Source organism: Paenibacillus sp. T2-29 (assembly GCF_052921365.1).
Genome location: NZ_JBREVE010000002.1, coordinates 504812 through 528724, shown reverse-complemented (window position 1 = coordinate 528724; position 23913 = coordinate 504812). Strand labels below are relative to the sequence as shown.

Annotated in this window: 23 protein-coding genes and 1 other annotated feature; of the genes, 14 read left to right on the top strand and 9 right to left on the bottom strand. The window is 45.5% G+C overall.

Annotated features, from left to right (window positions below; all coding sequences use genetic code 11):
• Positions 1–87: 87 nt before the first annotated feature.
• From ACU1JV_RS08195 to ACU1JV_RS08170, 6 genes are all read left to right on the top strand, one after another.
• Complete coding sequence (locus ACU1JV_RS08195) at positions 88–1611, top strand: copper amine oxidase N-terminal domain-containing protein (protein ID WP_413985683.1); 1524 nt, start codon at positions 88–90, stop codon at positions 1609–1611.
• Positions 1612–1856: 245 nt separating this feature from the next.
• The gene (locus ACU1JV_RS08190; protein ID WP_025675494.1) at positions 1857–3167 is read left to right on the top strand and encodes a galactokinase; all 1311 of its coding nucleotides are present in this window, start codon (positions 1857–1859) and stop codon (positions 3165–3167) included.
• 113 nt (positions 3168–3280) lie between these two features.
• On the top strand, positions 3281–4198 hold the full coding sequence (locus tag ACU1JV_RS08185) for a RecB family exonuclease (protein WP_025675495.1): 918 nt from the start codon (positions 3281–3283) through the stop codon (positions 4196–4198).
• A 177-nt stretch (positions 4199–4375) separates the two neighbouring features.
• Positions 4376–5035: an SGNH/GDSL hydrolase family protein gene (locus ACU1JV_RS08180; RefSeq protein WP_040101980.1), complete on the top strand. Its 660-nt coding sequence runs from the start codon at positions 4376–4378 to the stop codon at positions 5033–5035.
• A gap of 141 nt (positions 5036–5176) precedes the next feature.
• Positions 5177–6520 carry a hemolysin family protein gene (locus ACU1JV_RS08175; protein ID WP_058711162.1) on the top strand — a complete coding sequence of 448 codons (1344 nt, stop codon included), beginning with the start codon at positions 5177–5179 and terminating at the stop codon, positions 6518–6520.
• A 262-nt stretch (positions 6521–6782) separates the two neighbouring features.
• A complete protein-coding gene (locus ACU1JV_RS08170) occupies positions 6783–8057 on the top strand; it encodes a methyl-accepting chemotaxis protein (protein WP_025675498.1) in 1275 nt (424 codons plus the stop codon).
• A gap of 89 nt (positions 8058–8146) precedes the next feature.
• On the opposite strand, the gene ACU1JV_RS08165 is transcribed toward ACU1JV_RS08170, so the two are convergent.
• Positions 8147–8359, bottom strand: a complete 213-nt coding sequence (locus ACU1JV_RS08165) for a hypothetical protein (RefSeq protein WP_025675499.1) — start codon at positions 8357–8359, stop codon at positions 8147–8149.
• 140 nt (positions 8360–8499) lie between these two features.
• On the opposite strand from ACU1JV_RS08165, the gene ACU1JV_RS08160 reads away from it, so the two are divergent.
• Complete coding sequence (locus tag ACU1JV_RS08160; protein ID WP_413985684.1) at positions 8500–9282, top strand: YwaF family protein; 783 nt, start codon at positions 8500–8502, stop codon at positions 9280–9282.
• A 123-nt stretch (positions 9283–9405) separates the two neighbouring features.
• On the opposite strand, the gene ACU1JV_RS08155 is transcribed toward ACU1JV_RS08160, so the two are convergent.
• Complete coding sequence (locus tag ACU1JV_RS08155; RefSeq protein ID WP_413985685.1) at positions 9406–10197, bottom strand: SDR family oxidoreductase; 792 nt, start codon at positions 10195–10197, stop codon at positions 9406–9408.
• 203 nt (positions 10198–10400) lie between these two features.
• Here ACU1JV_RS08155 and ACU1JV_RS08150 point away from each other — a divergent pair, with 203 nt between their 5' ends.
• Together ACU1JV_RS08150 and ACU1JV_RS08145 are read left to right on the top strand one after the other, a co-directional pair.
• Entirely contained in the window at positions 10401–11834 is a 1434-nt protein-coding gene (locus ACU1JV_RS08150) for an N-acyl-D-glucosamine 2-epimerase (protein ID WP_413985686.1), read from the top strand.
• 114 nt (positions 11835–11948) lie between these two features.
• The gene (locus tag ACU1JV_RS08145) at positions 11949–12620 is read left to right on the top strand and encodes an MgtC/SapB family protein (RefSeq protein ID WP_025678842.1); all 672 of its coding nucleotides are present in this window, start codon (positions 11949–11951) and stop codon (positions 12618–12620) included.
• 217 nt (positions 12621–12837) lie between these two features.
• Here ACU1JV_RS08145 and ACU1JV_RS08140 read toward each other — a convergent pair whose 3' ends face one another.
• The gene (locus ACU1JV_RS08140; RefSeq protein WP_013369710.1) at positions 12838–13515 is read right to left on the bottom strand and encodes a peptidylprolyl isomerase; all 678 of its coding nucleotides are present in this window, start codon (positions 13513–13515) and stop codon (positions 12838–12840) included.
• A 330-nt stretch (positions 13516–13845) separates the two neighbouring features.
• Positions 13846–14103 (bottom strand): YqkE family protein, encoded by a 258-nt coding sequence (locus ACU1JV_RS08135; RefSeq protein ID WP_013369713.1) that lies wholly within the window; start codon positions 14101–14103, stop codon positions 13846–13848.
• Between the two features lie 131 nt (positions 14104–14234).
• Here ACU1JV_RS08135 and ACU1JV_RS08130 point away from each other — a divergent pair, with 131 nt between their 5' ends.
• Both ACU1JV_RS08130 and ACU1JV_RS08125 read left to right on the top strand, forming a co-directional pair.
• Complete coding sequence (locus ACU1JV_RS08130; RefSeq protein ID WP_165080332.1) at positions 14235–15467, top strand: MFS transporter; 1233 nt, start codon at positions 14235–14237, stop codon at positions 15465–15467.
• Positions 15468–15554: 87 nt separating this feature from the next.
• Positions 15555–15734 (top strand): aspartyl-phosphate phosphatase Spo0E family protein, encoded by a 180-nt coding sequence (locus ACU1JV_RS08125; protein WP_013369715.1) that lies wholly within the window; start codon positions 15555–15557, stop codon positions 15732–15734.
• Between the two features lie 67 nt (positions 15735–15801).
• Here the strand turns inward: ACU1JV_RS08125 and ACU1JV_RS08120 are convergent, their stop codons facing one another.
• Positions 15802–16704, bottom strand: a complete 903-nt coding sequence (locus tag ACU1JV_RS08120) for a DMT family transporter (RefSeq protein ID WP_165080334.1) — start codon at positions 16702–16704, stop codon at positions 15802–15804.
• A gap of 155 nt (positions 16705–16859) precedes the next feature.
• On the opposite strand from ACU1JV_RS08120, the gene ACU1JV_RS08115 reads away from it, so the two are divergent.
• On the top strand, positions 16860–17720 hold the full coding sequence (locus ACU1JV_RS08115; protein WP_165080336.1) for a TrmB family transcriptional regulator: 861 nt from the start codon (positions 16860–16862) through the stop codon (positions 17718–17720).
• Between the two features lie 139 nt (positions 17721–17859).
• Here ACU1JV_RS08115 and ACU1JV_RS08110 read toward each other — a convergent pair whose 3' ends face one another.
• Complete coding sequence (locus ACU1JV_RS08110; protein ID WP_013369718.1) at positions 17860–18942, bottom strand: bifunctional 3-deoxy-7-phosphoheptulonate synthase/chorismate mutase; 1083 nt, start codon at positions 18940–18942, stop codon at positions 17860–17862.
• 83 nt (positions 18943–19025) lie between these two features.
• Positions 19026–19299: a binding site (T-box leader), on the bottom strand.
• Positions 19300–19667: 368 nt separating this feature from the next.
• A complete protein-coding gene (locus ACU1JV_RS08105) occupies positions 19668–19928 on the bottom strand; it encodes a hypothetical protein (protein ID WP_013369720.1) in 261 nt (86 codons plus the stop codon).
• A gap of 183 nt (positions 19929–20111) precedes the next feature.
• Between ACU1JV_RS08105 and ACU1JV_RS08100 the strand changes: the two genes are divergently transcribed.
• Together ACU1JV_RS08100 and ACU1JV_RS08095 are read left to right on the top strand one after the other, a co-directional pair.
• Positions 20112–20399: a hypothetical protein gene (locus ACU1JV_RS08100; protein WP_013369721.1), complete on the top strand. Its 288-nt coding sequence runs from the start codon at positions 20112–20114 to the stop codon at positions 20397–20399.
• Between the two features lie 132 nt (positions 20400–20531).
• Positions 20532–22421 (top strand): ATP-binding protein, encoded by a 1890-nt coding sequence (locus tag ACU1JV_RS08095; protein WP_013369722.1) that lies wholly within the window; start codon positions 20532–20534, stop codon positions 22419–22421.
• A 99-nt stretch (positions 22422–22520) separates the two neighbouring features.
• Here the strand turns inward: ACU1JV_RS08095 and ACU1JV_RS08090 are convergent, their stop codons facing one another.
• Complete coding sequence (locus ACU1JV_RS08090) at positions 22521–22757, bottom strand: NHLP leader peptide family RiPP precursor (protein WP_025678851.1); 237 nt, start codon at positions 22755–22757, stop codon at positions 22521–22523.
• A 75-nt stretch (positions 22758–22832) separates the two neighbouring features.
• The gene (locus ACU1JV_RS08085) at positions 22833–23768 is read right to left on the bottom strand and encodes a hypothetical protein (RefSeq protein ID WP_165080340.1); all 936 of its coding nucleotides are present in this window, start codon (positions 23766–23768) and stop codon (positions 22833–22835) included.
• Between the last annotated feature and the right edge of the window lie 145 nt (positions 23769–23913).

Below are 23913 nucleotides of genomic sequence, written 5' to 3'. Positions count from 1 at the left end.
CTCTATTTTCCATTCTACTCATTTACAATGCGTATCAACACTGAGATAATAGAAGAGATAACGGAAATATCTTGAAAGGGGATTAATATGAATATAAAAAAATGGATTGCCGTCCCTCTTATTCTGTTAATGGTAGCTTTGACAGGTTGCCAGGCAGTAGGCGGATTTGATGTAAGTAAAAATTTATTGGGAACACTTGATGTGAAATCCCAGCAGTCAACGGAGAAAATTTCTCTTAAGTTGACTCCAAAAGAAGGTATCACGCAAGGAGATCAACAAATCATAGATTTGATTAATTCGATTTCGGTGACTGTAGATGAAGCCAAGGTACAATCGGAGGAAGTTGCTTCCGCCAAGGGTACTTTGCATATTGATAAGTATAATTTGCCATTTGAGCTTGCTTTGGATCGCCAAGGTATGGCTATTCATCTGGAAGGTGCCAAAAAACCTTATTACATATCTTTGAACTCGCAAGAGAGTTTGAGTGGTCTGCCTGCCGGGTTTGATCCGTATGTATATTCCAAAGACGTGAGAGATCTGACCAAAACAGCCGCTGCACTTATGCTCAAGCATGCCCCTAACCCTTCGACCATTTCTGCAACGTCTGTAACCGAAGAAGTATACGGTGAAAAAGACAAGGTGAAACTGACTCGTCTCCATACAGAACTGCGCGGTGATGAACTGGTTGCATTGGTAAAACCATTCCTGGCGAATCTGGCCAAGGATGAAGCTGGCTTAAAAGAATTGATCGGTCAAGCTATTGATATGACTAAAACTATCGCTTCCAGCATAGCTATTGAGGGTAGTGATAAAGTAACAACAGAACTGAATGAAAACAAAGAAAAGCTGGTCAACGAGGCTTACACTGAGGTTAAAAAGTATTTGGATCTGGCTGTGGCACAGTATGATGTAGGAGTCAGCACTATGTATGCAGAGGCACCTGAAATCAAAACAGTTCTGAGTGCAAACACTGTGCTGAAAAGCGACATGTATTTTGATGAAAAAGGAAATGTTCGCAAAGCGCTGACAGACCTGACAGTTGCATTGCCAGATGTAGACGATCTTCCGGTGAAGTCCTTTACCGTTCTGACCGAGACCCAATCCTGGAACGTCAATGGTAGTGTAACGGCCGATAAAGTAGATCTTTCTAACGGCGTTATTGACTTGAATGCACAAGCTGAATTAACACCGGGAGCGACACTGCGCAATTTTGAAGCGAATTCTCCGATCTACAACATTTTAAAAAATGATTTGGAAATTACAAAAGTAGAAACAATTTTCGATCCTAAAGACGATTACTACGTATTGGAGAATCGTGGAGGTACGGCTTTCATCCCATTGCGTGAACTGACAGGCGAATTGAGCTCAGAATTAAAATGGGATGCGGCTGCCAAACAAACAACTGTAGTTGATGATATTACTGGTAAGACGATTAAGCTAAAAAGTGGCTCCAAGCAGGCTGTACTGGAAGGAAGCACATTGACGTTGCCGCAAGCTCCATATACGGATGAATATGGCACATTGTATGTTCCTTTCAAATCTGTTGCAGAGGCACTTGGCGCTACTGTAACTCGTAACAATGCTGGAGAATATGTGCTGAAACGCGATTAAAAAAGAAATCCAGAACACCCTTCTTCTTCTTAACGGTTAGTGTATGGAATGAATCAGGTGTAAATACAGGAACCAGCCCCGATTAGGGGCTGGTTCTTTTTTAGTTATATTGGTAAAATGCTCATAAAAGCGATTAAAATAAGCGCTTACAGATTAAAATTGTGCCATACTTTTACACACGGAAAATTGAGATAATTAAAGCATCATTCTGCGTGGAAACAGACATACAAGTAGGGGGATATACGATGAAAGATATGGAGCTATTGAATTCTAGCGAGGGACAGATTGTTCTCGCACGGATGTACGGCCAACAACAAATTTCCGAGCAAACCTCTCGATATCAATCACTTATACAGGCGTATCAGGAGCATTTTGGTGTAGGGGATATTGAACTGTTTAGTGCTCCGGGGCGCTGCGAAATTGGAGGGAATCATACAGACCACAACCACGGGAAGGTGCTGGCAGGCAGTATTACACTTGATACGATCGCTGTAGCTGCTAAAGTAGAGGAATCCGTTATAACATTCTTTTCTGAAGGCTACAAAACGAAATACGTCATTGATTTAAACGACTTGGCACCAAAACCGGAGGATGACGGTACGATGTTGCTGGTCCGTGGTATTGCAGCTGGTCTGCTTGAATTCGGGTATCGTATCGGAGGCTTCCAAGCTTATATATCAAGTAATGTATTCTCTGCTTCAGGATTAAGCTCTTCCGCTTCGTTTGAAATGTTGATATGCACGATATTAAATCATTTTTATAACGAGGGAGCGTTAGATACTGTTGCTAAATCCAAAATTGGTCAGTATGCGGAAAACGTCTATTGGAACAAGCCTTCAGGGCTGCTCGATCAGATGGCTTGCGCATATGGCGGTTTGATTTCCATTGATTTTGAAAATCCCAAGGAACCGATCATCAATCCAGTCCATTGGAATTTTGAACAAAACGGCTACTCCCTGGTTATTGTAAATACAGGTGGAAATCATGCTGATTTAACCGATGATTACGCAGCGGTGCCGAACGAAATGCGTGCAGTGGCTCAGTCTTTGGGCGCTTCGGTTTGCCGTGACTTATCGCCTGAGAATCTGTATGCCAATCTCAAGATGGTCAGGGAAAAAGCTGGGGATCGGGCAGTGCTTCGTGCTTTGCATTTTTTTGAAGAAAATAAGCGTGTGGATGAGCAGGTGAAATCGCTGGAGGAAGGGCGCTTTTCTGATTTCTTAAAGCTCATTACCGAATCCGGTAATTCTTCATGGAAATGGCTACAGAATGTATATAGAAGTGGGATTGATCGGGAACAAGACGTATCGGTTGCCCTGGCTTTAACGGAAATGTATTTAAAATCAATTGATAATAGCGCATGCAGGGTACATGGTGGTGGCTTTGCTGGTGTGATCTTGACGATTCTTCCCAATGATCATGTGGATGATTACAAGGAGTGGATCAGCGGAATGCTGGGAACTCCAGTACTCGTAGTCAACGTCCGTGAGGATGGTGCTGTTAATGTAAGTGAATTGATCAATGCTGAACGGACTCGTAGCGAGAATACTAACTAGTCAGTCAAAGACTTTAACCTATGGGTTAAAGTCTTTTGTCGTTTTTATGACCGATACAGCTTAGGCATGCGTTATAATAAAGAGATGGAAGTTCTAATGAAGGAGGGCCTGTCATGGCAATATATCCGTCCTGGTCCTATTCACAATCGAGGGCCCAAACGTTCGACGAATGCTTACGCAAATACTATTATCATTATTACGGCTCGCATAACGGATGGAATTCGGCACAGGGCACTGAAGAGCAAGTTACGTTGTATCGGCTTAAGCAACTGAGCAACTTATATATTTTATTCGGGAATATTACGCACCAAATGTGTGAATCGGTCATACGCGGGTGGATGGAAAAAGGGGCTGTCCCGCGCACAGCATTTCTGGAGACAGCTATGAAGAACATGTTGAATGACAGCTACAAGGAATCATTACACCGTGAGGTATGGCTGCAAGATCCCAAAAATCGGGTTATGCTGGCAGAGATTTATTACGACGATGAAGTGCTTCCGGAACGGATTGCCCGGATTAAGGAGCGACAGCACGCGGTGGTACACAATTTGTACCGTACTGCGGTTTGGCGTGAACTGCAACAGGGAAAGGCCCGAATTGTAGAAGTGGAGAAGTGGGATACGATGCTCCTTCATGAGACGAAAGTATATGTCAAAATGGATTTGCTCTACCGTAGAGACAATGGAGACATGGTCATCGTGGATTGGAAAACAGGTAAGGAAGGCGATTTTTCCGACCAACTTTTTTTGTATGCTTCCTATGTACAGGAGCACTATCAGCTTCCTTTGGAGAAGATCGAGGTACGTGTGGAGTATTTGATGACAGGAGAGCATGAAGTATATCGCCCCACACCAGAGGATATCGACAAGGTAGTTGGCAATGTAGGACGTTACATCGAGGAAATGAAGTCCTGCCTTGATGACGATTACTATAATCGACCCAAGCCCGAGTCTTTCTTCACACCGATGCCTTCTCGCAGAGTATGCGGGGGTTGTAATTTTCGCGAAGTGTGTAAGTACCGAGCGGTCTGAAATCGAAAAATCAATATAAAAACGGAGTAGGTGGAATGGTGCTGTACAAGCAATGGAAAGCACCATTCCACCTGCATAGTGGCTATAACTCTCCCAATTCCTGAAACCGCTTTCCAATTCGAAAAATAAGAGGTATGATAAGGGTATTATTGGAAATTACGAGGAGGACAATCGAAAATGTCGAGTACAGGACACACACGTATTCTTTTTCAAGGAGATTCCATTACAGACGGAGGAAGGGGACGGAATGAGGACGCGAACCATTGGCTGGGTCAGAGCTATGTGTATCTGATCGCTGGGGCACTTGGGAGTCGACTGGCTGATACACAGCCGGAATTTGTCAACCGGGGAGTTTCGGGGGATCGGGTTTCGGATTTGTATGCACGTTGGAATGAAGACACGTTTAGTCTACAGCCGAACTTGCTCAGTATTCTAATCGGAGTGAACGATGCCTGGCGGATCGTGGAGCAGGAGCCGTCCGGGGTGACGGACCGATTTGAACGAGCCTATTGCCACCTGCTGGAGGAGACACGTGAAGTGATGCCTGATACCGGGCTGGTGCTGTGTGAGCCGTTTATTTTGAAAACGGGAGCTACCGAGGCGCGCTGGGACATTTGGCAAGAAAAAATAACGGGTTACCAGCGTATTGTACGTCAACTTGCCGACAAATATGGGGCCGTATTTGTGCCGCTCCAGAGCATGTTGAACGAAGCTGCTACCAAGGCGGACGCCTCCTATTGGCTGCATGACGGGGTTCATCCGACAGCGGTTGGGCATCAGTTGATAGCTGATCAATGGATAGATATTGTGCAAAAGAGTCCACTGGCGATTCGTTAACCAAGTCGTACATAGTCTACTCCTTGTCATTTTTGGGTAATACACGATTATGGACATCATTATTCTTGTTATGATTCCATCCAAAAATGAATGTCAAAGGGGGTGCTTCTTGCTTCGTCATCAACGGAGTAAGAGAGGGCTATGGAAACGATAAATATCATTCTAGTTATTTTACTTATCACCTTAACTGCTTTTTTTGTGGCCTCAGAGTATTCCATTATTCGTGTGCGGGTATCTCGTATCAATCAATTGGCCTCAGAGGGCAATAAAAACGCGAAAGCCGTTAAAAATATTCTGTCTCGGCTTGATGAGTACTTATCCGCTTGTCAGCTTGGTACAACACTAACTTCAATGGCGCTAGGCTGGTTAGGGGAATCTACAGTTGAGAAGCTGCTACATCCCCTGTTTGTGTTGGCGCATATTCCGGCTGGACTAACGGGAGTACTCTCCTTTTTGCTGGCGTTTCTGATTTTGACCTATTTCGAGGTGGTCGTTGGGGAACTGGTACCCAAAACCTTTGCCATACAAATTGCCGAACCGATGGCATTGTTTTTTGCCCGTCCGATTACGGTATTCTATAAAATAACGTATCCCCTGAATTGGGTGCTCAGTCGTTCTTCACGTGTCATTACGGGGCTTTTTGGGCTGAAAAAGGTATCTGAAGAAGATGCAGCACTCAGTGAAGCTGAGCTTCGACTAGCGTTATCTGAAGGCTTTCGTAGTGGTGAAATTACACCGACAGAATATCGATACCTGAATAATGTATTTGATTTTGATGACCGTGCGGCGCAGGAAATTATGGTACCACGCATCCACATCCGTTCCATCTCTCATCAGGCAACGGTAGCCGAGTTTATGGAGCTGATCGAGGACAAGGTCTACAATTTTCTGCCTGTAGCTGAACATGGGGACCGGGATCGTATTATCGGGATGATTCGCGTTAAGGAAGCTCTGCATGATTTGGCCCGTGGGCATAGTACAGGAAATACAACGATGGCTTCTTACATTCATCCGGTACTTCAGGTGATTGAGACGGTACAGGCTCGGGATCTGCTGATTCAGATGCAAAAACGACGTATTCCAGTAGCGGTGCTGGTGGATGAATATGGTGGAACGTCTGGGCTTGTCACCCTAGAGGACATTATGGAAGAGATTGTTGGAGACATTCCTTCCTATACGGATACCGAAACCCCCGCAGCGCTAACACCACTCATTACAAAAACAGATGATCATCGTTACATACTCAAATCACAGGCGCTTATCCATGAGGTCAATCGGCGCTTGGAGACAGATATTGAGGCCGGGGACGTATATACGATTGGCGGTTGGATGCTTTCAGAACGTTTTGATATCCAGCAAGGAGACAAGCTGACCAGCGGATTATGGGAGTTTACTGTACTGGAAAAAAACAGTCACCAAATAGACACAATTGAAGCGGTTAAAAAGGCAGTTGTTGAACAAAAGGATGACAGTTATTCTCAATGATGGAAAATGGGATTGCGAAGAAATAGATTACTTTAGATGTGACGAATGGCCTGCAACGTAAGCGGCAGCGCGATTCGTCCACTTTTTTTGACGCAGTTTGCTGCCTGAATAGCATGTTGTTTTTGTAGTTAGGTCAGGGGACTTAAGGCTCTGCATCTTTATGCTTATAAATATAGGTGTCTGTGAAAAATACTACTAGAAATGTAGCAATTTTATGGTAAAATGGAATCAAATTTGAGTTTTTTGGGGTGGGCTACAGTACATGAAGATGTCACTAGGTACGAAAATGGTTACTGCATTTGTCTCAATTTCAGCAATAACCTATGGAACAAGCGCTTTTTTTATTTTTGTACTCAAGGACTGGCTTGCTCATGGTACACAGGAATGGGTATACACCTCGATCATTTTGTTATTGGGTGTCCTGTGGAGTGGCATTTTGGGCTGGTTGATCTCAAAATTACTTACACGGCCAATTGTTAGATTGGCCAAGGCGGCAGAGGAAGCTTCGTCGGGCAACCTGTCTGTCGTAATTCCAGAGCGCCGTTCAGATGATGAAATCAAAGTGTTGTACGATGCATTTCGGCATCTGATGCTGAACATTAAAGATATGTTCAATGAGATCTCGTATAGCACCAGAACAACTTCGCAAAGTGCAGAAAATCTGAGCTTGGCTATTGTACAAGCTACGGCGCAAATCGAGTCCATGTCTACGGTGGTAGAAGATATTTTGGATGGCGTGGAGCAGCAAAAGCAAGCATCTGCCCAATCAATTAAAACAGCGGATCGAATGCTGGGCGATTTTAAAATGATGCGTAACAAATCGGGACATATGCTGGAATTGTCAGGCCATATGGAGCATTCAGTGGATTCGACGCAGACTGTATTTTCATCCCTGATGGATGGAATGGGAGAGCTGACAGCTTCACATAGTCGTTCGCAGCAGGTGATTGCACGACTGGAAAAAGAAGCTTCACAAATTGAAGCGATTACAAGCACCGTTAAGGATATTGCCGAACAAACCCATCTGTTGGCGCTGAATGCTTCCATAGAAGCGGCACGTGCGGGAGAAGAAGGAAACGGCTTTGCTGTAGTAGCGCACCAAATTCGCGCACTTGCCGCCCAAAGTACGGAGTCTGTACAGCAAATTAATGCTATCGTTAGCCGTGTACAGTCACAAATCGTAGAGACCGTGGAGTTGATGCATCAGCAAACGTCTTTGGTCAGTGCTGAGGCGGAACGGACAAGCTCTGTCGATCAGACGCTGAACCGTTTGAACGCTATTGTACGTGAATTTGTCGAAAGCATTCGTACTATGGAAGAAGCTGTAACAGAGCAGACGAATCGGGTGGATCAAACCTTTGAGCAGATTCATCGTATTCAGCAAATGTCAGGGGCGTTCTCTGAAGGTGCTCACAAAATTTATACGGCTGCTCATGAGGAGACGGCTATTATGCAGGAAATTTCATCCTCTTCCGAGGACTTGAAAGTGCTTACGAATAAACTCATGATGAAAACACGTGGAATCAACTATAACTAAAACCGTCATGTAAGATATGACGAATACCCATAAAACTTAGCCGCTACACACCGGAAAACGAAGCAAACGGGTTCCCCGGTGCGTGGTGGCTATTTTTTAATTTCAAAAAACTCACATTGTTTTCTGGGATGGTAAGCCAGATCACTGACGCTAGACTGCACAACGATGGTTTGATCGTCAAAACGGATTATAGTCCCGCCTGAGCCAATCAATTGGTCATCTTGAAATACCCGGATACGAAGATGACGTTCCAGTGCCTCGCTGAAATCCTGATCTGTAATTAGTCGGCGATTAATCGGCATGAGTGTTCTCCTTTGAATATAATATCTTTTATCATAAAGGTTAAGGTATTGAACAAGCAAGAAAGATGGCTAGAACATATTCGACTATTTGGTATAAAATAGAAGGTGCGAAAAAAGAAAGAGATCGAAGGGGGCTTTCTATGGACTGGCTATGGTCAGGGTCTTGGTTCGATGCGTACGCGCCGGAAGGGTTCGAGGCTTTTACTCCGTCACATGGTTTGGCTATACTGGGACTCATTGTATGCGCTGTGCTGCTGTGGCTAACGCGGGGCTGGATTCGGTCGAATAAGCCTGTAAGTGAGGGAATTCGCTGGCTATTAATTACGGTCCTCGTTCTCTCAGAGGTGACTTTGAATATATGGTATGTGGCACAGCATATTTGGGATGTCCAGACATCATTGCCCTTAGAGCTGTGCAGTGTGACACTGCTGTTGTCCATCCTCATGCTTATTTTCCGCAGCCGCTGGTTATACCCGGTGGTCCTTTTTGCCGGAATTGGAGGAGCGCTTCAAGCCGTACTCACGCCTAATTTGGCTTATGCCTTTCCTCACTATCGTTTTATCCATTTTTTCGTAGCTCATAGTGCTATTATTTTGGCTGCCCTATATATGACCTGGATCGCAGGGCTCCGACCGACGTGGAAGGGTGTAGGGAAAGTTATGCTATTTCTCAATGGCTTGGCGTTGATGGTGTGGATTGTAGATCGTGCTCTCGGTGCCAACTACATGTTTCTGACCGGAAAGCCGTCGACACCATCGATACTGGATGTTTTGGGACCATACCCTGTTTATATTTTGGCAGAAGAGGCCATTGCACTGCTGTTCTTTTCTCTTCTGATGTTGTTGTTTGAGGTGCTGCCAGGAGGGAGATTGTATGTCCGCCTTCGCAAAGGAGCTGTGCATGGTGCTAACAGGGCGCTATAGAATTGTTGTGAAACGATGCACAAGTCATGCAAAAGCAGCCTTTTCCACTAGCAATGACTTGGGATAAGGTTGCTAGGAATGCCTAAACAGTAGTTTATATGGGGACAACGATCCCCTTTATGCTTAGCGCAGCAGCGATTCTGCTCCGTCTACATAGATCTCCGTACCCGATACATGAGATGATTCATCTGAGGCGAGAAACAGAACCAGATTGGCGACTTGCTCTGGCTCACCGGGAGCATCCTTCAGCGGATGCTCTCCGCCCTTCGGAAATTCGACTGGAATTTGTACCTTCTTCAAGTCTTCGGTAGGGTACGTGTTATCATCAATTTTCGTGTCGATGGCTCCTGGGCATATCGCGTTAACCCGAATTTTGTAACGTGCCAGCTCCAGCGCTGCCATTTTCATAAAAGCAACCTGAGCCGCTTTGGTGGAAGCGTAAGCTGAGAACCCAATACCCGAAAAGGTTCGGTTACCGTTGATGGAGCTGGTGATGATAATGCTGCCGCCGCGTTCCTTCAGGTATGGAACGGCATATTTAACGGTAGCGAAGGTGCCGCGTAGATTAATGTTCATCGTGCGGTCCCATTCTTCCAGCTCCATGGTCTCAATAGGGGCCATGGTGCCATTAATGCCTGCGTTGGCGAACACGATATCCAGCTTTCCGTATCTTTCTACGACTTTAGCGAACCCCTGCTGAATCATGTCTGGCTTGGAAATATCACATTCCAGCACAAGTGCTTCGCCGCCAGCCTGTTCAATGATTGCTTGGGTCTCCTCTGCATGCTCGGGTGTCCGATCCAGTAAGACCACCTTGGCGCCTTGTTCTGCAAAACGAATTGCAGTTGCTTTACCGATTCCTGAACCTCCACCACTGACCACTGCTATTTTTCCTTGCAATCTCTGCTCTGCCATTGACTATTCCTCCCATTCCGTTCATAAGCTAAACCTGACTCGTTATTCCAATACCTCTGAACGCTAATGATGAAACAGTAGCAGCTGCATTTCACCCCATTTGCGAAATATGGTAACATAGGCGAACCAGTAGGAACATATAGCCCAAACCTGTAGATTCTGAGCAAGTATCGGAAAAACGTGAGTGACGGAGGTGGATCGAATTGGACAATAAGAGAGATGAGCGATCCGAATCGACAGACTCTATAGCACAAATCGGAAAAATGAAACCATGGGCTCTGAACGGTCCCAGTATTCAAATTGATCCGTTGTTTCCCTATTACGCCAATCGGTCGCGGGATAGCATAGCGGATGAGATCGCCCTTGCGGGCTACCAGACCGTGCATTATTTTGTTGTACGTGAAAATGAAGTGGATGGAGCGCTTGTTGCTGCTTTTCAGCGCAGAGGCATCGCGGTGTGGGCGATGGTGCTGGGCAACGGTTCTTTTGGCGTGTCCCAGCTGCCGCCAGCGTGGAAGGAATGGCGTATGGAGTTGCTGCGCGAGCCCAACGACGGCTTTCAGCGGCTTTCGCATTTTGCCCAGGAATATGTGGAATGGAAAAAGAAAGCCGCTGCCCGGCTCGTCACCGATATTCCGTTTGACGGCTTTGAGGTGGCGGAGCCTTATTTCCCCGAATGGAACGGGCTGCGCAGTGGAGTGTACGGGGATATTGGACCACATGCACAGCGTGCTTTCCGTGCACGCTGCGGTGAGGACATTCCAAATTTCCGCGATAAGCATGCGCGGAATTACTACCGGAAGGTCCCCAAGCTGTACGCGCAGTGGGTCGATCTGCGCGTTGACGCCGTGAATGGGCTCATCAATGAGCTGGTGAACGGCGCAGGCGGTGTGCGTGATGTCCGGCCGGACATCTGCGTGGCGACATGGTCGCTCGCTGTGAGCGGGCGTGGCGATATTCCCGGTCAGCTGCGGGAATGGCAGGGCCTGGATGCGGTAGCCATGATCGGGAGCGTAGCTCCGGATATGCACGTACTCCAGACCCATTGGCCGGACTGGATGCGCCGCCGTCTTCCGCCACAGTATATTCACGGCTATGCTCGTATCGCGCAGTCCATACGCGCCGCTTATCCGGACCTGTCCCTCGGAGTGCAGGCAGATATCGGTTCACTTGCGCGGATGGTTCGAGACCGCAAGTGGACGCGACAGTTCGGGGTTACTGCCCTGGAGGGCGACTATACCGCCTGGACTGCCTATGAATATCATCTGGGAGGCTACATGTACGATGAGCCTCCAATACCTCTTAGGGCGGAACGTTCAGCCGAAGATGAGGTGGTTATTTCTTTCAGCAAGCGAATTACTACGCCGTCTTTAGATGAGCTGCGTATTTGGAGCCGTGAGGACAACGCAGATTCAACTCGCGCTTTGAACCGCAAGCTAACAAATGATTCACTAACACTGCTAGAGCTTGTGGATGCAGCAGCAGACGGAAACCGTCTATTGCTCCGTATACGCAATTTACCATCGAGGGCATTTAGTATGCGAGTAGATGGTGTACAGGATACACCAGAGTTGTGGCTACTCAAGGGGAGAAAGGCACATCGCAATCTTCCCGAACATGAAGTGAAGGTTCCTTAAAATTTGGGTAATAACAAAATAACAGCTGTATAACGGCTCATTTGCCGGAGCATCATGAATATATATTAAGGCAACATCTTTTCATAACTTAAACAATAGTGGAGTGAAAAAGGTATGTGGGATTGGGATTACCTGATTCGGGTCATGTTTGCCGGATTGTGCGGCGCGTTAATCGGCTATGAACGCAAAAGTCGGATGAAGGAGGCAGGCATTCGCACACATTTCATTGTCGGGATCGGGGCGTCACTTATGATGGTGGTATCCAAATACGGTTTTCAGGATCAGACTGTTTGGTCCAACCTGTCGCTGGACCCTTCCAGAATAGCAGCACAGGTTATAAGTGGAGTCGGCTTTATCGGCGCAGGAATGATTTTTACACAAAAAAATAGAATCAAAGGGCTTACCACCGCTGCGGGCATCTGGACTACCGCGGGGATTGGTATTGCTGTCGGTGCAGGAATGTATGGGCTTGGCGCGGGTGTAACGCTGTTTATTTTGGCGGCTCAGTCCTTGCTCCATAGTCGTTTTTATCAGATGGCTACCCCGTCCACACGGCAAGTGGTTGTTCAAGTTGAAAATGAGCCGGGCGTACTGAATCAAATTAAAGAACTGCTGGAGAACAAAAAGCTGACCATTCACAGCTTTCACGCCGAGCGTATCAATAACGGTGAGCAGTTGATGGTTCATATGCTTCTAAAGCTGTCCCGGTCAGAGGGAGTGGAGGAATTGTTGTCACTGCTGCAAGAGATGGAAGGTATCCGTTCAGTCGAGACCAAATCCAATTAGACGACTTTACGGCTCATTTAGTATCTTTTTTGTCGAACGCTGACAGACCCATTTAACAGTAAAATACTTTAAAAATAATGATTGAAAACGCTTCCTTTTGTGTATATACTCTTACTACATCACAGAGCCAGCAGCTTAGAAAGCATCAGGGGATAAGCAACAACGACCTCATGCGTATGCACAAGGTCGTTGCTGTTATCCCGTTTTGAAAAACAGGTTATTTTACTTTGACGGGTTCTGGATATTTTTTACCCAGCGTATCTACAGTAACTTTTTTCATTGTAGCTGGTTTGGTAGGTTTGTCATTGCTATCCCGTTTGGAGTTGACGATAGCGTCGACCACGTCCATTCCGGACGTTACTTTACCGAAAGCGGCATATTGACCGTCGAGGTAGTCCGCATCGGCAACCATGATAAAAAATTGCGATCCGGCCGAATCCAGATCCGCCGAGCGGGCCATGGATAATACGCCACGTGTATGTTTGAGTGTATTGTTAACGCCGTTGCTCTTGAATTCCCCTTTGATACTGTAGCCGGGGCCGCCTGTACCGTTACCTTGCGGATCACCACCCTGAATCATAAAGCCTGGGATGACGCGGTGGAAAATGGTACCGTTATAAGCTCCCTTTTGCACCAAGGAGATGAAATTGTTAACCGTGTTCGGTGCTACTTCCGGATACAGCTCAAGCTTGATTTTCTTGCCATCGTTCATGACAATCGTGACAACTGGATGTGAAACAGTCTTGCTTTTGTCTTTAGTTGCAGCGGGCGTTGTAGTGCTTGTCCGGCTTGCGGCTTCCACATCGGCCGCTTTTGTGCCACATCCGGCAACCAGCACGAGCATGATGGCTAGCAGGCACAATGTGTACCATGGGCGTATCGATTTTCGGTTCATTAATATTCCTCCTGAAAGGTTGGATGGTGTAACATCCTAATTTATAGTTTGGGGACAGCGCAGAACACTTTTCCATTTACTATCATACCTTTTTTGCTGGGGATAAGGAAATACGGGTTTGAAAGCCGTATTCTTGACCCATACTGCTGCTATTCCCAAGGAAAGGGGCAGGATCATGATGGAGGTAGACAAAAAACTGGCTAAAGGTCTCATATGGGGTATGGCGTTCAGTCTGCCGGTTTGGGTAGGGGTGCTGTATTCAGTACAACATATTCGTGACTGGCTATAACATAAAGTGTAAAGATAGGCCAAAACCGCAATGGTTTTGGCTTATTTATATTTGTGCCAGTCCAAATCGCTGTTATTCAACAGGTGTTCAAAGTTGTTGTCCAGCTTCTTTTGTTCAGCTTTTTTTGCTTCGAGGGCACGTTGCCGTTCGTCTTCTTTACGCTTGTCCTGTTCTGCTTGCGCTTCATTGGCTTGAGCCTTAAGCTTGTTCAGCACGTCCTGACTCAACAGATCCTTTAACGTAGCAGGTTTGTCCTGAGCCGCAGGAGCAGCGAAAGACGAATTTCTCTTTTTAGCCATGTCATCATCTCCATTCCATTCGATTATATCAGCTTCTTCGTGGTTGTTCCACGATGAAAGGCTAAGGTCTACGGTAGACTTTTCTAATTTAGAGGGTAATAATGGAATGAACAGAAGGGACGTGTGGCAGCATGCATCTATATTGGAAGCGAAACCTGATTGTTTTGTGGATCGGAGTATTGTTTTGCAGCATGGCCTATTCCGTGTCGATTCCGTTTTTACCTATTTTTCTGAATACGGAATTGGGTGTTAACGATCACCTGGAACTATGGTCGGGGATTGCCTTTGGAGTTACTTTTTTAGCGAGCGCGTTGATTGCTCCGTTTTGGGGTTCGCTGGCAGATAAGTATGGGCGTAAGCCGATGTTGATTCGATCAGGCTTCAGCCTGGCTGTATTGTATCTGGTATGTGCTTTGGTGACAGACCCATATGTATTTGTAGGAGTTCGCTTGTTTCAAGGACTCCTCTCCGGATTTATTCCTGCGGCGATTGCGCTGGTCGGGACGGGCTCGCCTGAAGAAAAAACGGGCTACGCCCTTGGCATTATGGCGACTGCTGCAGCGACGGGCAGCATTATAGGGCCGCTGATTGGCGGTGTGGTGAGCCATTATTATGGCAATCGGAATGCCTTTTATTTCTCTGCGGCACTTGTATTGGTATCTGCGTTCATCGCGACGTTTGGCGCTAGAGAGGATAGCTTCAAGGGCACCAGTACCCGCTCGCATGTTCGTGATGATATCAAAGAGGCTATTGCTAATCGTCCGTTGTACTTTTTGCTTATTCTGGCTGGATTAAGTACCTTTTCCGTCATGATCTTGGAACCGTTAATTACGGTGTATGTGCTTGAAATGGGTGTGGATCGCAGCCATGCGTCTTTAAGTTCCGGGATTGTATTCTCAGCTGTAGGCATTGCGGCGGTGCTGATGGCTCCCCGATGGGGCCGGATTGGAGGGGAAATCGGCTTTGCCCAAGTGCTGCTGATTGGACTGATCGGTTCGGGAATCGGGAACATCTTGCAGTTTTTTGTAACCAACTTTATTGGTTTTGGTGCGCTTCGGTTTGGATATGGATTGTTTTATGCGTCTGTCATGCCGGCGATCAATGCAATGACTGTGGAAGTCACCAAGCCGGAGTTTCGCGGACGAGCCTTTAGCCTGAATCAATCAGCTACCCAGCTCGCGACGATGGCGGGACCGCTGATTGGCGGCATGCTTGGTAGCTGGATGCCCATTCGCTGGATCTTCGTATTAAACGGTGGCATCTTGCTGGTTGCAGCGTTGTTGCTATGGGCGAAGGGAAAAAACGTTTTCCCGGTTTCAGCCAAAAATAACGCTACGGAGCAGAATATTCATTCTGCCGGTTAGGCCAATTAGATAATTATCCCAAACCCTTATTTTTAGTATATTATTCATAACCCTTTACACTGATCATATGACAGGGAGGGATATATTATGATAAGAGACGACATTTTGCGTCAACAGCTTGAGAATGCTCGTCAAAAGCTGTATATTTTGCAAGCAAAACATGGTTTTAATCATGCTAGTGTGCTCAAACAGTCTGTAATTATGGATAACCTCATCAATCAATATAACCACCTTTTTTATATAAAAGAAAAAAAGCCGACTGCCTAGATATAGCCGACTGGGCGAGAACTTTTAGAAAGGCCACTCGCCCTAGTATTGTAGGACTGCAATATCTTTAGGTACGGCTTGTTTGGTGTGCACTCATCAAGACCCCTAGAATAACGACCAAACCGCCAATGATTTGGCGCCATGTAATCGTTTCGTGCAATAGTAAGACAGAGAACAACACCCCAAATATCGGAACCAAGTTCATTAAAGAAACGGAACTGCTCGGTGACAGCTTGATTAATCCGTAATTATAAAGCAAAAATGCGATAACAGAGCAGAACACACCCAGATACATGAGCAACATAAATGATCCCGTTGTCGGAGCCTGCCAACTATCCTTTTCCAATAAGGCTAACGGTATGAAAAAGATACTACCTGCAACGGTTTGATAAAAAGATAACGTCACCGGCGGATATTTGTCCACAACCTTGCGCGTCATGAAAGTGTAAAACGCCCACGCAAATCCGGTTCCAATCAATATTAAATTTCCGATGAGTTGATTCTTACCATCCGAGCTTTCGCCAACTGAGGTTAAGAAATATACCCCGATCATGGCCAGTGCTATGCCGCAGATTTTAAATTTGGATAATTTGACTTTATACAAAATAAATTCAAGCAGCGATGTAATTGCCGGATACGATGCGACAATTAATGCTGCGTTGGAAGCGGTTGTCAGGCTAACCCCTATATTCTCCATTGAGAAATAAAGAGTGATTCCAAGAACCCCACTAAACGAAATCGTAGCCAAATCCTTTGGCTTTACTTTGACATGTTCTTTTTTGATTAGCAAAACGATACCTAGTACGATGGAAGCTATGATAAATCTGGATAGACCCAAGGTAAGAGGAGGGAACGTCGTATAGGCTGCTTTGGTGGCAATAAACGATGTGCTCCAGATCAATAGGGCTAGAATCGTAGAAGTATAGTAAATCCGGTTGCTTTCGCTGTGATGAGCTATGACTTTGTTCAAGTTGTATCCTCCCTGAGTTCATCCCCTATGAAAGTATCATAGTAGCTACTATAGTCACTACTATGAAAATACTACTAAAAAGATAATTTGTATATCAGTTTTTGTCAAGGGGAAGTGATATAGTAAGGAAGAACATGAATTGAGGAGAAGACGTCATGAAATCAAAACCAAACATATTAGAAATTCTACGTGATTTGAATTTTAGTGAATATGAAGCCAAGGCTTATGTGACCTTATTGGAAAGCTCTCCACTTTCGGGATATGCCGTTTCATTGAACTCTGGAGTACCGAGATCGAAAATTTATGAGGTTTTGTCGGGGATGGTCAACCGTGGGGACATCATGGTAAGTCAAGAAAATACACCTCTGTATGTGCCGCTTCCTCCACATGAATTGATTGCCCAGAGAAAACGCAAAGCAGAACAGATTTTTAATGTGGCGCAAGAGAGTTTGGAGCAGTACACAGCATCGTTTCAAAATAGAGAGAATATTTGGAATATTTCGGGTTATGAAGCCATTATCAATCGCATCAACGAAGGTGTGAAGGGAGCAAAACACCGAATTTTACTGGAAATTTGGAAAGAGGATGCCGAGGTGTTCCGGGATGCCTTAAAGCAAGCTGCTCAGCAAGGAATTGAGGTGATCATTGTAGCATATGGTGATCTTAACTTTGATTTTGCTACTGTTTACCGCCATGATATGAGTGAGGAGATTACATCCGAAATCGGTGGTCGGTGGATTGTGCTTAGTGTGGATGACCGGGAGGTTGTAGCTGGCATACTTTCACTTGGTGATGACAGCCGTGCTGCATGGACGCTACACCCGGGCCTTGTAATGCCGATTACGGAAGTGATTATTCATGATATTTATATCATGGAAATCCTATATGAGTTCCGTGAAGAATTGGAGGCAAAATTTGGCCCTAATCTAATCCATCTTCGCAATAAATTTGCTATGGGCCCGAATGGAAAAGGATATTATGTTCCTTTGACTGAAAAGAGCATTAAACGTGTATAGAGATTGTTTGAGGTCCGATATGCAAAAATAAAAAGGCCCATGGAGTATTTTCCATGAGCCTAATTTATTGAATGCTGTGTTTAGGATGATAACCACTATGGCATTCTTTTTATTGAAGGTTTTAGGCATAAAATTGATTTTACGCTTTGAATAAACCGGATTCTTTGACTTCAGACAGGAAGTTGTGGAACTCAGGTATGTTTAGCTGTTGCTGAGCGTCGGACAAAGCGACTGCCGGGTTCGGGTGAACTTCTACCATGATGCCGTCGGCACCAGCTGCCAGGGCAGCCTTGGCACAAGGAGCCAGGATGTCCTTACGTCCTGTAGAGTGAGTTACGTCCACCAGTACAGGCAGATGGCTTTCCTTTTTCAAAATCGGAACAGCGGAAATATCCAGCGTGTTACGTGTCCATTTTTCATACGTACGAATACCGCGTTCAATCAGCATGACTTGTGTATTGCCACGGGAAACGATGTATTCAGCAGCATGAAGGAACTCTTCCATTGTGGCAGCCAATCCGCGTTTGAGCAGAACCGGAGTTCTGGTTTCACCCGCAGCTTTAAGCAATTCAAAGTTGTGCATGTTGCGCGCGCCAATTTGAATGATATCGATGTATGGGATGGCTTCCTCCAAATGTCTTGGATCGACGATCTCACTGATTGTAGCCAGCCCGAACTCGTCGCCAACGCGTTTGAGAATTTGCAGGCCTTCAATACCCAGCCCTTGGAAATCATACGGAGATGTACGCGGTTTGAACGCGCCACCACGCAGAATCGGCACACCGGCTTCCTTGAGGGCCGCACCTACCTCGCGAGTTTGTTGGTAGCTTTCCACCGAGCAAGGACCTGCAACCATGATGGAGGCTTTGCCGCCCACCAGTGTATCTTTAACCTTGATAACCGTGCTATCCGGCTGATTTTTGCGGCTGACAATCAGATGTTTTTTGTGTTCTTCTTTTTGATAGTTCAGAGAAGCCTTGAAAATATTTTTGAATAGCTGGCGAATCGTAGCATCGTCGAAAGGTCCGCGATTAGCTGCGATCAGCTTGTCCAGCATTTGTTGCTCACGCACTGGATCAAAGTCAGGTACTCCTTGAGCTTCTTTCAATTTTCCTAGCTGTCCTGCCAGTTCAGCGCGTTGGGACAGCAGCTCCAGCAATTGCAAGTTTGTAGCATCGAGCTGTTCCCGCAACAGCTCCAAAGAATTTTCATTGGTTGACATACAGTACACCCTTCCCGATTTAAAAATTGTTTTTCTTTCAGCCCATAGACTTTTGCAGAAAATAACACAAAAAGGCACTCGTCGCAAGGGACGAATGCCGTGGTACCACCCTAATTACAGAAGTATACATGCAAGTCGTCAACGTCATTCAATCGACGGCAGTAACCTCTGAGCTTGATGCCCGTAACGGGGGCTTCCGGAAACCTCTACTGCGGTCAAAGGAATGAATCCTTCTGTCGTCGGTTCAAGGCTCGACTCGGGAGTGAATTTCAACGCGGGATTGCGGTACGCTCTCAGCAATACGTACCTTTCTGTGGGAATCCAATGACGCTTACTTGTCTCCGTCTATGTCTTTGTTCATGGTATTCAAAAGATTTGACCTTATTTTAAACAAAGTGGATGCAGAAGGCAAGCCCTGATTTCCGATTCTAGTTTTTGCATTCCCTATCTGTGCTATCATCTTGCTTGATCTCTGGGTTCGGGCTTCGCTGATGCGACTCCTCGTGGGTTATCTTCTATGCCATCGTCCGTATGAGTCTTGTCCGCAGTCCTGCGGTCATCCTCTTCTACAGGATTCAAGGTTTTATAGCGTTTGTACTCCATATCAGCTTGAGACATCGGATCTTTATACATAGGAGATTAGTCAACTCCTTTCGGTATATACACTTCATTACCCGCATAGCAAGATGAGAAACCGCTTTCTTATCTCCTATAACATGCAGTAATTAATCCAGAATATCGTCACTGTCCAGTTGCTCTTCTTCATCCCCATCGGTACCGTTCAGCAAATCTGTACCATGCAGGAATTCAGCAGGCGCAGAGGGATCAACAGGACTGTTCGGTGTCAGTTCATCGGCATCAGGTACGTCCTCCAGAGGAGTATCAGGCCCCTCGATCAGATTCTCCCAGTTTGTTTCTGCATTTTGCAGGGAAGGCTCAAAATCATGATCCTGTAGCTCAGTCTTTTGATTGTCGCGATTTGCCATCTAACTCAGCTCCTTTGCTTTTTGTTGCTTATTTCGACCTTACCCAAACCGCAGAACGGCTAAACTTAGAGTTAGTGTGTCTGTAAAAAGTTAAAATCATGCGAATAGGGATATGCTCTTTCCCAATAAGCGTTTTTTTGGTAACTGCTGTGATATGATAAAGAGGAGTTGGAGGGATATGAATTGGAATGGTACATGTTTGGTCCGATGATTAGCCGGATCCGAGTAGGTCAAAAGGCATCTACTCCAGGCTATTCGCGTACCGTTATTCGGCGTCCGGATGGTTTATACTGGACAGACGGCGGACAGGCCGGAAAAATAGTAGAAATACGCGATTATTTATTCTCCGATATTTGGACGATCTATGAGGATGAAGAATGTGAACCTTGGATAGGGCTTAGAGAGCAGATGGAGCAACGCGAACAGGAAATGATCATTAACCAATATGAAGATTTTACAAATAATGATTAAAAAGAACATGATACCCTTATTTTGAAGAAGGTATGAACATCATCGTATAGAATAATATAGTTTCAGGAAGATAAAAATGTTAAAACATATACAAATTTGTAAATCCTACTACGTAACTTTGAGGTGCTTAATATGAGGCATGTGCCCAAAGCTGTCGCCGCTCTGCTAGCGGTCATTGTGATACTATTGTCGCTGGACCACATCGGCTATGCGGCCAAAATGACCCCGGAAAGGGAGTATAAGATACCCTCCTGGGATATGAGATGGGGAGCAGAAGACGAGGATGGCTCTTTAGATGAGGTAACTGATCACAGTAAGGTCTGGATGCATATTGAAGATGATACACAGCTGCTCAAGCAGCCGGGCAATAGAGGCACCGCCTGGATTCGTATTAAGCTACCTTCGTTAAATGATGAAACACCAGCGGTGCTTTTTGAAAATATTTATGGCAGGCACATTACACTGTATAAGGATGGCACCAATTTTTATGAATCGTACCGTGGCTATAATTATGAGAATAATCGTATTCTGATTCCGCTGAAGCCAGAAGACAGTGGTAAAACATTATACATATGGACGGAAAGCAGTAAAAATAGACTGGGCATTATCGGAAATGTGATGACTGGTGATTATCGTGACTTGTTGGGAAACTTGGTCAGAATGGATGTCTTGGATATTGTACTGGGCAGTACATTTATCTTTATCGCCCTGGTGCTATTGATCTGCTCGTTTTTCCTGTTCCGTCCAAGTATGGCCATGTGGCTGTCCCTAAGCGCGATTGTATTGTCGATCGGTCTGATGATTGTAACGTATTCACCGTTTTTATATACGTTCTATCGCGGCTATGGCAAGCTGTATTTACAACTTTTTGATGTGGCGCTATTTATTCTGTTGCCTTCATTAGCCTTCTTTTTTGAGCAAAATATCAATTCAATTTTACTGATTCGGAAATTCAGAAAATTGTTAACCGCCTACTCTTTGTTCTGCTTCATCATCATGATTGTGAATTTAGGAGCACAGGAGCGACTCAACGATGTATATTATTTCTTCAGTGTCATCGTCCTCGGTATATTGCTTGTAGCTTTGATGGTACTTTTGGTATTTGCTTCGATTCGCATGGCGCTTAAGGGAGACCACGAAGCGATCATTTTATCGACAGGCTTTGCATTTTTTGCAGTCATCACGATCGCAGAACTCAGCTGGTTCTTTATCCGGGACGGACACTACAATATGTTTTTATGGAAATGGGGCGTGTTCGGTTTTGTCCTGGCATTGATTGCGATCTTGGGCAGAAGGCTGGCGGAAAAGCACAAGCAGGTGGTTCGGTATTCCAGAGAACTGGAGATGTTCAATAATGAGCTTCAACGTTCAGAGAAAATGGAGATTATTAGCGATTTGGCTGCATCTGTAGCTCATGAGGTACGCAATCCGCTTCAGGTTACACGTGGATTTCTTCAGTTGATGAGCAAGCAGGAGGATGGTAAGAACAAAGACTATCTGCATATCGCTCTGGAGGAGTTGGATCGAGCGTCCGCGATTATTACTGATTTTCTGACTTTCGCCAAACCGGAGTTTGACCATACCAAAACGTTGACCATATTGGATGAGTTCAAACATATAGAAGGAATTATCAGTCCAATGGCAAATCTGCAAGGTGGTAAAATTTCGCTGGATATTCCCCAGGAAATCAAAGTGCGCGGGAATTCCTCCAAATTCAAGCAGGCATTTATCAATATTATCAAAAACAGTATTGAAGCGTTGCGAGAACAGGGACATATTCATATATGGGCTTATGTGGACAATGGAGAAGCAGTCATTCATATTCGGGATAATGGTGAAGGGATGGATGCTCAGACCTTATCCAGACTAGGTGAGCCTTATTTTTCGAATAAGACTAAAGGCACGGGTTTGGGGATGATGGTGACCTTTCGGATTATTGAAACGATGAATGGTAAAATATCTTTTACAAGTGCAAAAGGGGTGGGAACAGAAGCGACCATCCGCTTCCCCGTAGCCGGATAACATCCGGCTTTTTTGCGTTCGGAGAAAACGGAGGGAAGCTTGCTGAGCCCACCCGCTTGAGATTAAAAAGTATAGATTAAATAAGCTACAAGAACCAATCTACCACATCGCGCGAGGTTTCTGGGATGCAGCGAGCACGCCTGAAGGGTTTGGAGGGATAACCAGATAAAATTGATCAGACGTTTCCTCTACCGTTTTGATTTGGATATGATCGGGGATCACGACTCCTAACACATCACGAATTGCAGATTTGGGATCTGCCATCAGTTTCTCTCTGAAACTGGCATCCTCCCAAGCTTTTTGAATGACTTGTGTTTGAAGAACTTCAGTAGCCATCAAAAATCACCCTCTCATTCAATTGGTTATAATTACCTAGTCAGTATACCACGTAAGACTCAGAAAAATCTAGCATTATTTCATATTTTTGGAGAGCCAATAATCAAGCCCGCCTCTTCGCAAATGTGAGCGTCCGCCTTCAATTTCTGCTGCCTCTTCGCTGAGCTCTGTTGCGATGGAATGTGCGAACCTATGCAGACCGTGGATGGAAGGCTCCATCGTCTCTAGCTCCTGGACTGCTTGATTCGCAATGTCCACATAGCTGGCGAGCGCCCCGCGTACATAAATCGCTTCCTGAATTTGTTGTGGTCCTAGTCCTTCACAGTACGCCGTCTTTTGTTCGGCGCTGATATGGGACAATAGGCAGTTATAGCTATGTTCCACCAAGTCTTCTGACCAATCTGCCCAATCATCCGACATTTGGAGCACGAGCAAGCTCAAATCTGTCATATGGGTAACAGTCTGGATCAGATCGGCATGACCTGCGAGCAATAAGGCACCCGTCCCGGCCATTTTTAATGGGCTGGCTTTTAGTGCGACCTTATTTCTTTCACCTTGAAAATAGTCCTCTGTTCCTTCGGATATCACACTAACGGCCCATTCGTCCACATACGTCCGGGCATATGACCAAAAAGGAGAGGTTGCCGGAAAAAGCTCCTGATAAATGTTTAGACACTCGGTATAGAAAAGCTGACTTAAGGCAAGTTGCGTTTTGCGGTTGTCTACTGTTGTGTCCATCACGTCGTCTTGAATTAAATAATGAGCCATGACGAACACGTTGCCGAGTGACAGCTTGCGACATGTTTCGGGAGACAGTCCGGTCAGTTCCTGCAGCCAAAATGGAAGCAAATAGCATATGTAATTACGCGTACTGTCTTCCCGCAACGGATTAAACCGCGCCAGGTAGTCTAACCCCTCTTGCTGAAAGGGAACCGGTAATGCCGCCGTCCGTTCCTCCGCTTGGCGGAATACCTTTTCCAATTCTTCTTTGTATGCAAAATACCATTCCATGGCTACCACCCGCATCTCTTATGAATGTTTTTGTAGCGACTTCTAGTTGTTACCCGCCATTATATAAGAGATTGCGATATTGCAATATTATGTTATTTTTACATTGAGAGTTATGTGAAAAAGATATCAACAAAAATCCCGGTCG

Excerpts from the sequence above, each read along its gene's own strand:
- ACU1JV_RS08195 (WP_413985683.1), top strand. The coding sequence starts at position 88 with ATGAATATAAAAAAATGGATTGCCGTCCCTCTTATTCTGTTAATGGTA.
- ACU1JV_RS08135 (WP_013369713.1), bottom strand. The coding sequence starts at position 14,103 with ATGGCTAAAAAGAGAAATTCGTCTTTCGCTGCTCCTGCGGCTCAGGAC.
- ACU1JV_RS08085 (WP_165080340.1), bottom strand. The coding sequence starts at position 23,768 with ATGGAATGGTATTTTGCATACAAAGAAGAATTGGAAAAGGTATTCCGC.
- ACU1JV_RS08180 (WP_040101980.1), top strand. The coding sequence starts at position 4,376 with ATGTCGAGTACAGGACACACACGTATTCTTTTTCAAGGAGATTCCATT.
- ACU1JV_RS08160 (WP_413985684.1), top strand. The coding sequence starts at position 8,500 with ATGGACTGGCTATGGTCAGGGTCTTGGTTCGATGCGTACGCGCCGGAA.
- ACU1JV_RS08095 (WP_013369722.1), top strand. The coding sequence starts at position 20,532 with ATGAGGCATGTGCCCAAAGCTGTCGCCGCTCTGCTAGCGGTCATTGTG.
- ACU1JV_RS08110 (WP_013369718.1), bottom strand. The coding sequence starts at position 18,942 with ATGTCAACCAATGAAAATTCTTTGGAGCTGTTGCGGGAACAGCTCGAT.
- ACU1JV_RS08090 (WP_025678851.1), bottom strand. The coding sequence starts at position 22,757 with ATGGCTACTGAAGTTCTTCAAACACAAGTCATTCAAAAAGCTTGGGAG.
- ACU1JV_RS08175 (WP_058711162.1), top strand. The coding sequence starts at position 5,177 with ATGGAAACGATAAATATCATTCTAGTTATTTTACTTATCACCTTAACT.
- ACU1JV_RS08145 (WP_025678842.1), top strand. The coding sequence starts at position 11,949 with ATGTGGGATTGGGATTACCTGATTCGGGTCATGTTTGCCGGATTGTGC.
- ACU1JV_RS08190 (WP_025675494.1), top strand. The coding sequence starts at position 1,857 with ATGAAAGATATGGAGCTATTGAATTCTAGCGAGGGACAGATTGTTCTC.
- ACU1JV_RS08155 (WP_413985685.1), bottom strand. The coding sequence starts at position 10,197 with ATGGCAGAGCAGAGATTGCAAGGAAAAATAGCAGTGGTCAGTGGTGGA.
- ACU1JV_RS08185 (WP_025675495.1), top strand. The coding sequence starts at position 3,281 with ATGGCAATATATCCGTCCTGGTCCTATTCACAATCGAGGGCCCAAACG.
- ACU1JV_RS08170 (WP_025675498.1), top strand. The coding sequence starts at position 6,783 with ATGAAGATGTCACTAGGTACGAAAATGGTTACTGCATTTGTCTCAATT.
- ACU1JV_RS08125 (WP_013369715.1), top strand. The coding sequence starts at position 15,555 with ATGATAAGAGACGACATTTTGCGTCAACAGCTTGAGAATGCTCGTCAA.
- ACU1JV_RS08140 (WP_013369710.1), bottom strand. The coding sequence starts at position 13,515 with ATGAACCGAAAATCGATACGCCCATGGTACACATTGTGCCTGCTAGCC.
- ACU1JV_RS08130 (WP_165080332.1), top strand. The coding sequence starts at position 14,235 with ATGCATCTATATTGGAAGCGAAACCTGATTGTTTTGTGGATCGGAGTA.
- ACU1JV_RS08165 (WP_025675499.1), bottom strand. The coding sequence starts at position 8,359 with ATGCCGATTAATCGCCGACTAATTACAGATCAGGATTTCAGCGAGGCA.
- ACU1JV_RS08115 (WP_165080336.1), top strand. The coding sequence starts at position 16,860 with ATGAAATCAAAACCAAACATATTAGAAATTCTACGTGATTTGAATTTT.
- ACU1JV_RS08105 (WP_013369720.1), bottom strand. The coding sequence starts at position 19,928 with ATGGCAAATCGCGACAATCAAAAGACTGAGCTACAGGATCATGATTTT.